The organism is Rhodococcus sp. LW-XY12, from assembly GCF_019317345.1.
Lineage (GTDB): Bacteria > Actinomycetota > Actinomycetes > Mycobacteriales > Mycobacteriaceae > Rhodococcus > Rhodococcus pyridinivorans.
In genome coordinates this window covers 909823-924425 of sequence record NZ_CP079225.1, presented here as the reverse complement: position 1 = coordinate 924425, position 14603 = coordinate 909823, and the positions used below count along the sequence as shown (strand labels likewise).

11 protein-coding genes are annotated in these 14603 nt (G+C 66.4%); all 11 read right to left on the bottom strand.

Annotated elements, in window-relative coordinates; all coding sequences use genetic code 11:
* Positions 1–63: 63 nt before the first annotated feature.
* The 11 genes from KXC42_RS04440 to KXC42_RS04390 all read right to left on the bottom strand — a co-directional run bounded on the left by KXC42_RS04440 (position 64) and on the right by KXC42_RS04390 (position 14599).
* Positions 64–1623 (bottom strand): phosphopantetheine-binding protein, encoded by a 1560-nt coding sequence (locus KXC42_RS04440; protein WP_082937633.1) that lies wholly within the window; start codon positions 1621–1623, stop codon positions 64–66.
* The gene (locus KXC42_RS04435) at positions 1620–3071 is read right to left on the bottom strand and encodes a class I adenylate-forming enzyme family protein (RefSeq protein ID WP_071934428.1); all 1452 of its coding nucleotides are present in this window, start codon (positions 3069–3071) and stop codon (positions 1620–1622) included. Before KXC42_RS04435 ends, KXC42_RS04440 begins: the two co-directional genes overlap by 4 nt.
* A 10-nt stretch (positions 3072–3081) precedes the next feature.
* On the bottom strand, positions 3082–4569 hold the full coding sequence (locus KXC42_RS04430) for an MFS transporter (protein WP_064852097.1): 1488 nt from the start codon (positions 4567–4569) through the stop codon (positions 3082–3084).
* Positions 4566–5831 (bottom strand): MFS transporter, encoded by a 1266-nt coding sequence (locus KXC42_RS04425; protein WP_064852096.1) that lies wholly within the window; start codon positions 5829–5831, stop codon positions 4566–4568. Before KXC42_RS04425 ends, KXC42_RS04430 begins: the two co-directional genes overlap by 4 nt.
* A complete protein-coding gene (locus tag KXC42_RS04420; RefSeq protein ID WP_083543557.1) occupies positions 5828–6547 on the bottom strand; it encodes a thioesterase II family protein in 720 nt (239 codons plus the stop codon). Before KXC42_RS04420 ends, KXC42_RS04425 begins: the two co-directional genes overlap by 4 nt.
* Positions 6544–7653 carry an alpha/beta fold hydrolase gene (locus tag KXC42_RS04415; RefSeq protein ID WP_064852727.1) on the bottom strand — a complete coding sequence of 370 codons (1110 nt, stop codon included), beginning with the start codon at positions 7651–7653 and terminating at the stop codon, positions 6544–6546. The genes KXC42_RS04420 and KXC42_RS04415 overlap by 4 nt, the downstream gene beginning before the upstream one ends.
* Positions 7653–8312: a 2-oxo acid dehydrogenase subunit E2 gene (locus tag KXC42_RS04410; protein WP_219129972.1), complete on the bottom strand. Its 660-nt coding sequence runs from the start codon at positions 8310–8312 to the stop codon at positions 7653–7655. The genes KXC42_RS04415 and KXC42_RS04410 overlap by 1 nt, the downstream gene beginning before the upstream one ends.
* Before the next feature lie 104 nt (positions 8313–8416).
* Positions 8417–8638: a phosphopantetheine-binding protein gene (locus KXC42_RS04405; protein WP_064852729.1), complete on the bottom strand. Its 222-nt coding sequence runs from the start codon at positions 8636–8638 to the stop codon at positions 8417–8419.
* Positions 8635–10569 (bottom strand): HAD family hydrolase, encoded by a 1935-nt coding sequence (locus KXC42_RS04400; RefSeq protein ID WP_082937727.1) that lies wholly within the window; start codon positions 10567–10569, stop codon positions 8635–8637. The genes KXC42_RS04405 and KXC42_RS04400 overlap by 4 nt, the downstream gene beginning before the upstream one ends.
* Entirely contained in the window at positions 10566–11606 is a 1041-nt protein-coding gene (locus KXC42_RS04395; protein ID WP_219129971.1) for a 3-oxoacyl-ACP synthase III family protein, read from the bottom strand. Before KXC42_RS04395 ends, KXC42_RS04400 begins: the two co-directional genes overlap by 4 nt.
* Positions 11603–14599 (bottom strand): type I polyketide synthase, encoded by a 2997-nt coding sequence (locus KXC42_RS04390; protein WP_219129970.1) that lies wholly within the window; start codon positions 14597–14599, stop codon positions 11603–11605. Before KXC42_RS04390 ends, KXC42_RS04395 begins: the two co-directional genes overlap by 4 nt.
* Between the last annotated feature and the right edge of the window lie 4 nt (positions 14600–14603).

Sequence of the window (14603 nt, the reverse complement as noted above, 5' to 3'; positions counted from 1 at the left end):
TGGACGGGGTTCCGAACCGTACCGAATTCTACACCAGGACTTCATCTTCAGGAAATCAAAGGGTCAAACCGATGTGTGCCACTCACCGCTTTCGATGCGCGACCCGGCCTGTGACCGGATCACCTCCCACAGCCCCAACGGGGTATCGCACCGACCGTCGAACAACGCCTCGTCGGGTACCGTCACCGCGTAATGCGCCTCGACCGTTCCGAGGAGATGGACCAGCGCGAGCGAATCGATGCCGAGCGCCTGCAGCGTCTCGTGCGGCGTGATCTCGGCTGCCGCGTCGAGCCTCGGCAGTACCGAACGGAGCATCGTCTCGTAGTGTTCGTCCCAATTCCGCACCTTCTCCTGGTCCGACTTGTTCTCCTGCACGAAAGACACTTCCTCCCTGGCGAATACAACACGTGATGCAGCAACGACCCGCTGGCCACGGGTGACGACCTCGACCGGCGCCGGGCGCGAGAGAAAACCCATGAGACTGGCGGACAGGCCGTACGCCCCCACATTGGGGACGGAGATGATCCGACCCGGTGCGATGTCGCCGAATTCGATATGACGATTCAGGACGTCGGCCGGGGTACACAACGGACCGACGACAGCACCGGCCGCCGGGGCTCCATCGGAGGCCGAAGGGCCGAGCGCCGCGCTCGCACGCATCGGCAGCACACGTCCGATTCCGGACAAACCGCCCACGTGGTGGATACCGGTGTCCGTCACCACGAAATCCTTGTCACGGCTACGTTTCACGTCGAGCACACGCGCCACGAGCGTACCGCTGTCACACGTGAGATACCGACCGGACTCGAAGACCACCTTCGGATTGCCCTCACGCCATCCGGGTAGGCGACGGTCGAGTTCGAACTCGACGGACTCCCGCAGGGAGGGATACAGCGGGCGGGAGCCCTCCACTCCGTACGGGGCGGCGAAGCCACCGCCGAGATCCAGGACTTCGAGCGGGATCTCCCACCTCTCCGACAGTTCCACCGCGTACCGGATGCTGTTGACGATTTCCTCGATCAGGGCGTCCTCGTCGGTGGCGTTGCTCATCGGATAGAAATGGAAACCGTGAACGCGTGCGCCCGCGATCACGAGGTCCATGGGGAGCACCTCCACACTGTCGAGGTCGATCCCGAACTGCGAGGGGGTTCCCGTCATCCGCATCGCACCCTGCCCCGGGGCCGACGGTGCGTTCACGCGCAGAAGGCAGTCGGCCACGGAACTTCTCCGTTCCGCGGCAGAGGCGACACGACGCAAGTCGCGCACGGATTCGCAGGAGAAATTACGTACGCCGGCATCGAGCGCGGTACCGATCTCGCCTTCCGTCTTACCCGGGCCCGTATACAGCGCTTCTGCAGGATCGAAACCCGCCGCGAGCGCCGCCGCGAGTTCGCCGACGGAGCTGATCTCCGCCCGGCAACCGGCCGCTCTCAGTATCGCTCCGACATCGCTGTTGGGATTCGCCTTGAGCGAGAAGTAGATTTCGCTTCCGCCGGGAAGAGCCGCACGCAGGTCGGCTACCGCCTGCTCGATCGACTCTGCACGGAAGATGTACACCGGCGTCCCGAACTCGGCCGCGATGCCTTCGTACAGGTCGCCGGTACTCGTCGAGTGGTTTGTCACTGGTTCTCCTCGAATTCGCGGATCACACGCCGTGTGTCGATCTTTCCGTTGGCAGTCAGAGGCATTCGGTCGACAACGACACACAGTCCCGGAACTTTCTGGGGCTCGAGCCTTCGGTGCAGGTCGTCGACAACGTCACTCGCGGATACGCTTCCGGTCACCACGACCGCCAGTTCACGATCGCCGCGCGGTGGGATCACGACGACCTCGCGTATCCCGGGAACCCGCTCCACTGCAGCGGCGATCTCGGTGACGCTGGCACGCACACCCTTCGTCTTGAAAATGTCGTCACGCCGCCCTCGGAAGTACAGGTAACCGTCGTCGTCGACATATCCGTAGTCACCGGTGCGAAGGAATGCGGTGCCGTCCGGCCACCGTCCGAACCTCTCCGTTGTCATCTCGGGCTGCTCCCAGTACCCGTCCATCACGTTCGGTCCGGACACGACGATCTGTCCGACCGAACCGGGTTCGACGGGCCTGCCGTTCTCGTCCAGGATCGTCACCGCGGTACCGGGCAGGGGGCGACCGACGCTTCCGGGACGGATCCGGTCGAGATCCGGTTCGGCCACGGTCACCCGCTTGCACTCGGTGATGCCGTACATGGCCACGATCGCGGCGCACGGCAACACCTCCCGTAACTCGGCGATACGGGACTCCGACAGGTCGGCTCCGGTACTGGTGACCATGCGAACCGAGCATGCGGGACCGGACCGTCGTAGCAATGCGTACAACATGTGGGCGACCGGCGGTACGACGGGCAGAACCGTGACGTCGATGCGTCGGATCACGGCGAGCATCTCGGTGGCGCGCGCAGCATCGGCGAGCACGACCTGCGCGCCTACCGAGAATGCGAGCAAGAGCTGGTACAGCCCGTAGTCGAACGACAGCGGCGACAGCAGGGCGATCGTGTCGTCGGCACGATAGTTCAGCCGCTGTTGTATCGCGTGCACGCCGAACTCCATCGCGGACGCCGGGCACCGCACTCCTTTGGGGGCAGCCGTACTTCCGGAGGTGTACATCAATGCGGCGAGTGCCGACGGCTCGTGCGCCACGAGGTGCGGTGGATCGAGTGGGTCCGACGGATCGGTGAGGGCGCCGTCCACCACCAGTACCGGTCGGCAGTCCTCGACGATTCCTTCCAACTGGGTGTCGGTCAGTTGTGGGTGGAGCGGCACATAGGTCGCTCCCAGCCCCCACACTGCGAACGCAACGGCGACGGCATCGGGGGTGGCGGACATGCGCACAACGACCCGTTCTCCAGGGCCGACCCCGAGACGCGCCAGTTGGGCCGCGACCTCGACCGTGCGGTCCCACAGCCGGTCGTAGGAGAACATTGTGCCGTCCACCGTGCGAAGAGCGACAGCGTCGGGTGTTTCGGTACGGGCAACGGCGAGTAGTGCGAACGGGCCGCGGAAAGCGACCGCGGCGGTTGCACTCAGGTCTGTCATGGCAGTCCTCTCATGTCGTACTCGGGTTGATGGTGCGACGGGGCGGAAGAAGGCGGAATGCGACCACGGCTCCGATCCCGACGACGAGCGCTGCTGCGGAGAACGCCCATTGTGTGGCCGTCCGGAACTCCGCAACGGCCTCGGCGAGAGCGACCGCATCGCCTGCCGCGCGAGCGTCGACGATGACGAGACCCGCCGCAGCAGCGTCCCCCGAACCGGTCCCGGCGAATCGGTACGCCAGGGCGAGGGCTCCCCCGACCACGGCCACCCCGGCGGAGAATCCGATCTCCTGCATCGTGTCGTTCACCGCGGCGGCGTCCCCCACTCGAGAAGGTGGTGCACTCGCCACCATCGACTCGGTCACCAGAGGCAGAGCGACACCCACACCCGTTCCTGCGACGGTCACCGCCGCGATCGTGACGCCCACGGGTGCGGCGGGTAGGAGCGCGATCGACAGCGCCGCCGACGCAACGACGAGCAACCCGCCGACCGCGCCTGCACGGACCCCCCAGGCGCTCGCCAGCGGTCCGGACAGGATCGTTCCGACGATCATGGCGATGGTGACCGGTGTGACCGCCAGGCCGGCTGCGAAGGGCGAGAACCCGAAGGCGTACTGCAACAGCTGCGTGAGCACGAACAGCGAGCCTGCAACGGCGAAGAACATCAGCATGTTCGCCACCGATGCACCGAGGAAGCTTCTCGTCTCCCATCCGGCCGGCGCCGACCCCCCATGAGGACGTCGTCGCCGCCGCCACGCGAGGGTCACCCAGGCGGAGGCCGACACCACGACACACACCAGCGCGATGACGGGAAGATCGGACAGGACCGTGAGGGCGACGAGAAGCGGTGCTGTGCCGAGTATCCGGAGGAACGTGGTGAATACTGCGAATCCGTCCGTGCGTTGTGGCGCGAGAGGCGGAACACCGACCGTCACCGTCACCGCCACCGCGGCGGCACTGCAGGTGACGGCGACAAAGATCGACACCCATCCGAAGGTATCCACCAGTGCACCGCCGAGAACCGGCCCTCCCGCGGCGCCGGCCACCGACACCGCCGTCCAGACCGCGATGGCCCGCGATCGACGCTCCGGTGGCGACGTCTCGACCGCGACCGCGAGAGTTGCAGGCATGACGAACGCCGCGCCCGCCCCGATGAGGGTGCGACCGGCGATCACCCCGATCTCGGTGGGGACGGCCCAGGCCGCACAGGCGCCGAGTGACGCCACCCACAGCCCCGTCACGAGGGCCCGGCGCGCACCCCACCGTCCGCACACATATCCTGCCGGGAGCAGCAATGCTGCGAACGTCACGGAGTAGGAGACCACGACGAGCCGCATCGCGGCATCGGACAGGGTCAATTCCGCAGCCATCGCGGGCAGGGCGACATTCACGGCCGTGTTGTTGAAGATGACGACGGTGACCGCGAGTGATACCAGTACGAGCACGGAGGTGTTCGCCCGGGGGCGCCCGGGAAGATGAACGTCTGCCGAAGCGGTCACCGCATTGCCTCTTCTCCGTGACGGCGATCGGTGCGGCCCACGCAGAACATCGCCACCCCGCCCACGACGATGGTGAGACCCGCGAACCGGAAAAGAGATCCGTAGGAACCCGTCGATTCCAGCAGACGGACCGCGGCCAACGGCGCCACGAGCTGGGGTAGCACCACGGCCATGTTGAAAATGCCGAGATCCCTTCCGTGACGCCGAGGGGAGCGCAAACGTGCTGTGATGACCCCGAATCCGGCGCCGAGGCAGATTCCGAGGCCGGTACCGAAGCCGATGGCCGCAACGAACGTCCATGACAACGAAGTCGTGGCGTCGAAGGCGAACAACGCGACTCCGGCGCACAGTGCCCCCGCCAAAGACACCGCCCGACCGTCACCGAGCCGTGCCGCGACTCGTCCGGACATCACCGAACACAACGCCGAGGTCACCACGAATCCGAGGGTGAGTACGAGCACTGCACGGTCCGGGCGGTCCGCCCCGAGGTGGTCGGTCACGAAGTAGAGGAGGAACTGCGTCACGCAACCGAGTCCGAACATCACGCACAATCGCCCCACCCAGGCGAGGACGAGATCGACCCGGACTCCGCTCGCATCCTCTCCGGCCTCGTCCGGATCCGGCCCGGACCCCGTGTACTCCGCATGCTCCGCTGAGACGGAACCCGCGTTCCCGAAAAACGGGCCCACTGTGAGCACGGTGGCCGCTGCGACGAGGAGGTAGCCGGTGGAGGCGTCGGGCGCGGCCGTTGCGATGACCGATCCGATCAATGCCCCGCCCATCTGCGCAGCGGAGAGCACGCCCGCCATCCGAGATCGGCGCGAAGGGTGGGTCCTGTCGGCGAACGTCGCTTCGATACTGCACTGCAGGGCGCCCAGCCCCACCTGTGCACAGGCCCAGGCGAGCACGAGGGCGGCGGGGTCCCGAACCATCGAACACCAGATCAGGGCACCCACCGAAACACCGGTACCGATGATCGCGAACGGTCTTCTCCCCCATCGGTATCGGAACCTGTCCGACACGACACCCCAAGCCGGGTACGCACACAGGAGAACGAGACTTCCCACCGCCGTGACCGTTCCGAACAACCGCGCCTTCGAGTCCGGAGCGATCTCTGCGGCCGTCAGCGCCAGGAGCACCTGCGTCGGCGCGAAGAATGCGAGCCAGAAGCCGACGGCAGCCACGACGAGTGCACGTTGCCCCCGCGGGTCATGCCGGATGTCGTCGCGGGTGCCGGACGGGAATCGTTCGACAGTGCTCACAGCACACCCACCCGGGTACGGTCGACGACCGCGGCTACCAACGCGGTCACTTCCGAACGATTCTCCGTCACGAGGAAATGGCCGGCGCCGTCGAGGATCGAGAGGGAGAAGTCCCGACCGGCGTGGAGGCGCCAGGTCGCCAGTCGCTCCGGGGGCGCGAGCCGGTCACGGCTTCCCCCGATCACGTGGAGCGACACCGGCAGCGGCGCCAGCTCGGCATCACCGACCACTCGCGCGCTACGACACAACCGCAGATCGTCCTTGACCGGGCGCATGAGCGGCCCGAGCCATTCGGGCCTCTCGAGCAGTATCGGCGGGATACCACCGAGTTCGGTGAGCGAACGCGCGATCTCGAGATCGGTCATCTCGTCGAGTGGGAGACCCGCGGGCTGCAGATGCGGCGGATTCGACGCCACCACGATCATCGCGAGCGGCAACCGGGCGTTGCGGCGCATTCGCCGCAACGCCAACTCGTAAGCGATCGTCCCACCCATGCTGTGCCCGAAGAGGACATGCTCGGTGGCGAGTAGCTCACCGAGCTCGTCGTCGAGTTGCTCGACCAGCGAGTCCATGGACGTCGGCGACGGTTCGTTCCGCCGTCCGTCCCGCCCGGGCAGGCACACCGCATGGATACGGAGGTCGTGCTCGGATCCCCAGTCCCGGTATGCGGCAGCGCTTCCTCCGGCGTGATGGAAACACACCACCGTCGGGGTCATGCCGGCACCCTCCTGCCCAGATCGACGGGCGATACGAGCGAAACCCGTTCACCTGCCATCAGCACTGCAGACAACGTCCGGGCAGACAGGGAGCCGGGACGGATCATCTCGAGCAGCGCGGACAACGAGCGCATCCTCACCGCGTCGGCGTGATGGGGCGATCCGTGCACATCGTCGAAATCGACGACCGCTGCCCGAGCGAGATGGGCGATCAGCACATTCGCGTCCGCTGTCGGCACGATCTCGTCCCGCAGACTTCGGATGTAGTGGACCGGAATCATCAAACGGCCGAGGTGCTGCCGATCGAGCGCAAGTTCCGGCAACAGCGACGGGAGGTCCTGTGCGCCGGTGACCGACTCGAGCGTACGACGGGTGATCGCCGGCATCGCCTTCTGCACCCAGGGATCGACGAAGGTGTACTGCGTGGGAGATCCGACCGCAACAACCCCTCGGATTCTCGGGTCGGCCGCCGCCGCACGAAGCATCACCGTGCCCCCGAAACTCATGGCCAGGCCGTAGACACCGGACAGTCGCATGCGGGTCGCCGCGGCATCGACGACAGCCGAAACGTAGCCTTCGGAGTCCGGTCCGTAGAGCGCGCTCCGGTGTGCGCCCACCCCCGGCAGATCGATCACGACGGCTGCGATGCCGAGTTTCCGGAAATGAGGAAGCAATCGCCCCCACTGCTCTTTGGGACTGACGATGCCCCCGAGTACGACCACCAGAGGGGCCGGTCCGTCGGTGTCCACGGAGCCGAACCATGCGGTCGTCCGGGAGCCGTTGTACTCCACCGCGAGGTTCTCCGCGACCCCGGACGAACGTGCCCATTTCCCGAACTCGAATACTGCACGGGCCGATGCGTTCTCCTGCATTTCCGTCGCTGCGAACGGAAATCGTGCCAGATTGTCGCGAGCGATCGCATCCAGCGCACGTCCCCGCTCACGATACTTCGAGGCCTCGGCCGTCCACCGTGATGCCCAGCCGTGCTCGTCGTCCTCGAGCGTTCGGATCGTACCGAGGACCCTGCGACATTCCGCCGCATCGATACCCTGCGCGCGACCGTGGAGCAGGACGTGCGTTTTCACTTCGTCGAGGTAATTCATCATCACACTTCCGATCGGGTGTGGGAGGCGGGTACCGTGCACCGCTCCAAATGCCGAACGAGGTCTCCCAGAATGTCGGCCGCGAGCGCGCCGTCGATGACCCTGTGATCGAAGGTCATCGACAGTGGAAGAACGCTCCGAATCTCGATGCTGTCGTCCTGCACGGTGGGACGCCGATGCGCATGCCCCACCCCCACGGTCACTGTCGTGCCACCATCAGAGAAGAACGTACCGACGCGACGGTGTGCCAGCGACGTCACCGCAATCGTGCCCAGGAAACGATGTCGCACAGGCGCAATCGTCATCGACGCGAACACACTGCGGCCGACGGACCTCGGTAGGGCCGACAGGAGGCGTGTACGCCCACGGCCGTTCTGCATCCGACTGCGCGCGTGCTGCATCCATTCGTGGATCTCGCTCGGCGTCCGCCGATCGGCTCGCATCAGCACGTCGGACTGCACTGTCCGCACACCGTCGACCTCCACGTCGAATGCGACCTTCACCGAGACGTCGCGAGGGCGCGACAGCATGGGGAACGGCAGCCGGTGGAATGTGCAGTTAGCGTCCGGATGCTGCGCCACGGTCTCGGCGATCGCTCGTATCACGTGCGCGGTCGCCGAAGCGGCAGGACGGCGACCGGACCGGTCGAGCAGTCCGCTCACGTCGGCTTCTGTTCCGAGGTGAACGAGAGGCCGCCCTGCCATGGCGGTCGAGAAGTATTCGGTGTGCCTGCGCGGTTTCGGAAAAGGCAGGAGATCCACGCTGTTCATGCGCCCACGAGGTTTCGCAGCTGCCCCAGTGATGCGCATTCGAGCGCGTCCGCCACGTTCAACGAACGACCGGTGCGCGCCTCGACAGCAGTCGCAACCGTGAGCAGATACATCGAGTCCCAGGCAGGAAGGGCGTCGAACGGCAGATCGAGATGATCCGTGCCGACGTGCATTCCGGTTTGTGCGCATACGAGTTCGACGAATTCTTCGGCGTTCATGACGGACTGTCCTCTCGCGTCAGACGGACGTAGGGGGAAGGGGGGACGGAGTCGCCGGCCGTCAGCACGAAGTGCTGCCGGCCCTCGGCATCGGCATCGGCCGAGCAGAACCCGTTCTCGGAGTACAACGTCGCCACGATGCCGTTCTTCGGGGAGGGTCGATACCATCCGACAACGCTGTGCGCGCCCTCCGACCATGCCGCGTCCACCACGGATCCGAGAATCGCCGTTTCGACACCTCGGGCGAGCACCCGGCACGACAATGCGAAGTTGCGGATGTGCAGCTCCGCTCCGTCGCGCTCGAGGAACAGGCATCCGACCATCCCGTGATCACCGAATCGGTCCGAACACCACACCGCAGCAACAGATGTCGACGGACCGTTCATCCATACCGTCACCGCAGCCTCGTCCATCCGCACCGTGGTCAGGTTGAACTGGTTGGTCCGCTGCGTGATCTGGGAAACCCGCGGGATCTCCGTGATGCGCGGCGCCCTGACGACCACGGCGGTGTCGAGCGCAGCGAGGTAGTCCTCGACGCTCCCGGCTGTGGCGCGTAGTTCGTGCCTGCCGATTTCGCGGCGGTACCGGACCGGACGCGCACGGTCTTCCTCGGTCACGTGCGCCGTGGTGAACCAACCGTCGCGGAGTATCCGCGGCACGTGCAGGGCCGGTTCGTCCGCGTCCACCCGAATCACCTCGACCTCCGGTCGGGCGGTACGCATCGACCCGCACTCGGACGCGGAGTCGTCGACGAACACGAACGAATCCGTGCCGATGTTGAGCCGTCCGGCCAATTCACCGAGGTTGAGAGGCTTCGGATCCCAGTTCGCGATTATCGCAACGAAGTCGTCCTCCGTCAGACCCATGGCGTCGTTCGTGGCGAACACTTCGCGGACCGCCGCGTCGTCGTTCTTGCTCAGCGCCGCAACGAGGACGCCCTGGGCAGCCAACTGTCGCACCACGTCGTGGACGGCGTTGAAGGCCGCTCCGCGAGGCCCGTCGCGCAGCACGATGCCGTGTGGTCCCGCCTCGGCGAGAATGCCACCCCAGAGAGTGCCGTCGAGGTCGAGGGCGAGGCACTTTCGCGTCATGCCCCGGGTGCTCCGTACGATGTGCCCGACCTGCCGGGCGACCTCCGCAAGGAACGCGTCACCGAGTTCGACCCGGGCATAGGCTGCCATGCGCTCGTCGGACAACGGACCAGTGACACACAGGATCGACTCCGAATCGACGACGTGCAGTCGAGACCTGTCGAGAGCGAGTTCCGCGAGTGCGGTGTTGAAGCGACGCCATGCCGCGGCCGCACGTCCCCGAGACTCGAGATCGACCAGCATCGCGAGGATTCGTGGTGGGAGCGGCACCGTGTTGACGACCAGAGTCCGGGCGTCGCCGTGCGTGTCGACAGCGACCACCAGGTCCGCATATGCGTCGTCGAGGGCCTCGAGGAGATCGTCGACCGTCCACGGTGCCCGGAGCCGATCGGTGACGATCGACGCGTCCAACAGGCACAGAGTCAGGTGCGGGCCGTGCTCGAAGACCGTTGCGGAGGGATCGCGCAGTTCGAGGCTCCAGCGGCCGAATCCTCCCACCCTCACCGCGGGAACCAGGCCATGGCGGAGCATTTCTGCCGTCAAGGCTCCCGTCACGCCGCGGACCGTCGTACTGCCGAGCACTGCGACACCGACGACGCGGTGCGCCGAGCCTGCGTCGACGGATCGGCCCTCGAACGACGACAACAACCGAGATGCGGCCGGACGGTCGGTCTCAGGAAGAGCCGCGAGGACGGACTGCAGTTCGACGACCTCACTCTCGAGCCGTCCGTCGCGCTTCAGTTCGACAATGCGCTCGAGGCCCGATACATCCGGCGAGGATGGTCGGATGTCGCCGTTCACGTTCTCGTCGGCGATCGGTGTCGACACCAGGTCGGTCACGGATTGACTCCTTCCACTGCGAAGCCACCCTTGATCCAGCGACTCGATTCGATCGCGACCGCAATTGCGCGCTGCCCGGGTTCGATGCACCGGGCGAGACGGTCGAGCTGAAGGAAGGAGAGGGCGTTGCCGCTGTTGCCCGTCTCGGCCACGCAGCTGATCTCTGTTGCACGATCGGCACCCAGCGCAGCCCGGATACGAGGGGACATCTTCCCCGAGAGTTGCGGGGGCAGAACGTAGTCGACCTCTTCGACCTTCCACCTCGCGAGGCGCAGCAGATCGGTGAACATCTCGCCGGCCATGTGCGGCACATACAGTTCGATTGCCTTGTAGTCCTCGGTGACGGCCTGCCGGTCCGTACCTGTCTCGGTGCGAATCCACCGAGACAGGTCCGCATCGCCGAACCACTCGATGACCTGACCGGGCAGACGGTTCCGTCCCTCGAATCGGGAGACGACCCGCCCCAGTCGCATGAGCGCGCCGTCCGGGTCGGCCGAGATGACCACGGCGCCGGCCCCGTCGCCGAAGAGCATGTAGTTGACCAGTTTCGAAGGCTGCATGGCTCCGGCCCCACGATCGAGGACCATGTGCTTGGCACACACATCGGCCCCGATGACGAGACCTGTTCGATGATCGTCGTCGAGCAACCGGCGCCCCACGTCCAACGCCTGGACTGCGCCGGCGCAACCGGATTGCACCTGGTATGCGGGGATGAGGTCGAGACCGAGCCGATCGGCGACCCCGGTGGCGGCGGTCGGCATGAGCGTGTCGGGCGTGGCCGTCGCAAGAACGATGAAGTCCAGATCCACCCGGTCGATCCCGGCCGCACCGATCGCAGCCTCCGCTGCCTCGGTACCGAGGTCGACGACACCGTGGGTCTGCTCACCGGAGTCGAGATCGACACCGAAGTAGCGGGTCCGTGTACCCACGAAATGGTCGACCCACTGCGCATTGATCCCGAAGGTCTCGTGGAGGAGAGTGTTGTCGACGGGATCGTTCGGGAGCGCCGTGCCGGTTCCGAGTATGAACGTATTCATCGTTTCCCTTCCGACCGGCGAACCGCGAACTCGATGAGGGTGTCGACGGTGACCAGACTTTCGACGAACTCGGTGATCTCGGGCGGTTCGTCGAATCGCACACGCTCCGCCAGCCGATCGGCGAGCTGCATCGCGAGGATCGAGTCGAATCCGAGATCCTCGCGCAGTCGCGCGCCCTCCTCGATCACGCTCGTCGCGTATCCGCTGATCTCCCCGATGGTTTCGCGCACGATCAGCGCAATGTCGCGGGTGTCGATCGATACGACACCGACCGGTTCCGGAGAGTCGTCACGAGAGATCCCGGTGGCGGACGGTGGGACTACCTGTTCCACCGAAGTGTCCCGAGCGGAACGATCGTCCTCGGACACCTCCGGTCCGCGGGACTGCGGCAACCGGCCCCCGGGGTAGAGCGGCAGAACGTGCTGGTCGTGGTCGAACTCGTAGACGGGCATGCGCACCGGCACCACATCTTCGGGCCGGTACAGGCCGTCCCATCGAACATCTGCGCCGTCCTCGTAGAGACGTGCAACCGAGTAAGCGAATTCGATGCCGGTCGATCGTTCTCCGTCCAGCGGTGCCAGTCGGGTGATTCTCGCACCGCCTTGTTCGGCGGCAAGCGATGTCAGCACGGCCCGTGGCCCGATCTCGAGCAGATGGGTGGGCTCTGTCGCAAGCAGTTCCGCGAGCGCGGTCCGGAATTGCACCGGCGCGGAGATCTGCTCGCTCCAGTACACGAGGTCGAGTGCCTCCGCGATCTTCGCACCCCGCAACGTCGAGAAGAACGGAATCCCCGGAACCCCTCGGCCGATCCTTCCTTCCATGGAGCGAGCGAACGCAGCCCCTGCCCCCGCCACGAGAGGCGAGTGGAACGCATGGGTGACCGCGAGCCGCCTCGGCGACCTGCCGTCCAGTGCGCGTTCGGCCTCTTCGATCGCGGCCCCCGTCCCGGCCAGCACGACCCGAGCGGGACCGTTGTCTGCGGCGATCACGACGTCGGTGCGCGAACCGATCCACTCCCGGGCGGCATCGACCGACATCTCGACGCTCGACATCGCCCCGGTTTCGGGCAGGTCACGCATCGCGCGTCCGCGGGCCAGGACCAATTCCGCTGCGGCCTCCGGGGGGAGGGCGCCGGTGATCGTCGCGGCGGCGATCTCTCCGATGCTGTGCCCGAGCACAGCGGCGGGCCGGATCCCGAGATCCGAGTACGCCCCGGTCAGGGCATACTGCAGAACGAACATCGCCGGCTGGCTCGACGCGGAATCCGTCTCGACGACACGAACGGTCTCCGCCGTGGGCGGACCGAGGAGAAGTTGCTCGACGGTCGCTGCAACGTCGTCGGGGAACAAGGTCAGTGCTCGGTCCACATGCGTGCGGACGGCGGGAATCGACGATGCGAGGCGCCGGGCGACCCCTGCGGTGAGCGACCCCTGGCCGGTGAACAGGAAGGCGACGCGGGGACGCACCCGATTCGGTGGAAGGCCGGACGCCACATGGTCTCTGAGCCGGGTCCGAAGCTGCGCGACCGCCGTCCGCCGATCCGGAGCAGCCACCGCGAGCCGCACGCGGCGATCCGACTTGACGAGATTCGTGCCTCGGGAAACACGCGCGAAGTCGCTGTCCGACACCCCGTCGAGGTACTCCGCGACACGCGCGATATTCACGGACAGCGCGGCGGGGGTGGCGGCGGAGACGGTGACCACCCCTATCGACGACCCACTCGGTCGTAGTCGCGGGGTGGGCACCCCCCGCAACAGCATGTGCACATCGGTGCCGCCCATGCCGAAGCTGCTCACACCGGCGATCGCACGTGCAGGCAGCCGGGTGGGGCCGGTGGCAAGCGAGAGGCCTTTGTCGGCAAGCCCCAACTTCGGATTCTCGTCGACGGCGAACAGGGACGGGGGCAGAATCCGATGCTCGAGGGCGAGACACGCCTTGATGGCGCCGGCGATGCCGGCGGCGCCTTCGAGGTGCCCCACGTTGCCTTTGACCGAACCCATGAGGCAGGGGGCCGCTCTGCCGGAGAACACTTCGCCCAAGGCATTGGCCTCGATCATGTCACCGAGCGTCGTTCCGGTACCGTGCGCTTCCAGGAAGTCCACGTCGCCTGCACAAACGTCTCCGGCGTCGAGTGCACGACGGAGAACATCGACCTGCGCCCACTTGCTGGGGGCCGTCAGACCGTTGCTGCGACCGTCGTGGCCGACCCGGCCTCCGAGTACTTCCGCATACACCGTCCCGGAGGCCTCGACCTGGTCGTCGAGGACACGGAGCACGACGACACCCACTCCCTCCCCGCGCCCGATCCCGTTCGCGCCGGCCGAGAACGGTTTCGATCGCCCGTCCGGTGCCGACAATCCGGTAGAGCTGTAGAAGGCGGGGAGTGCGGGCGACAGCATGACGTTGACCCCGGCCACCAACGCGACGTCGCAGTCGCCCGCCCGGATCGCCTGCGCGGCCAGGTAGAAGGCCACGAGCGAGGACGAGCACGCGGTATCGACGGACATGCTGGGCCCGCGCAGATCCAGGTGGTAGGACACCCGGTTCGCGATCATGCACTGCCCGCTTCCCGCGCCGAGATGCGGTGACATCGCGGCGGGATCCGCGACGTTCAGGGCCGTCCAATCACTGGACATCACACCGGCATACACGCCGGTGGAGGTTCCGGCGAGACTCGCCGGAGCGATCCCGGCATCCTCGCACGCGCGCCACGCTGCTTCGAGAACGAGTCGCTGCTGCACATCCATTCCCGAAGCTTCGGTGGGGTTGATTCCGAAGAACGAGCAATCGAATCCGGCCGGATCGTCGATGTAACCCGCAGGCGGCACGCTGCCGGGTGCGTCCGGCACCAGCCAGCGCGTGGAGGGGATCTCGGAGATACCGTGTTCGCCTCGGACGAGCAACTCCCAGAACTGTTCCCGCCCGGAAGCCCCGGGGAATACACAGTCGATGCCGACCACACCGACCCGACGATGCCTCGAATGTGTGTCCATCGCG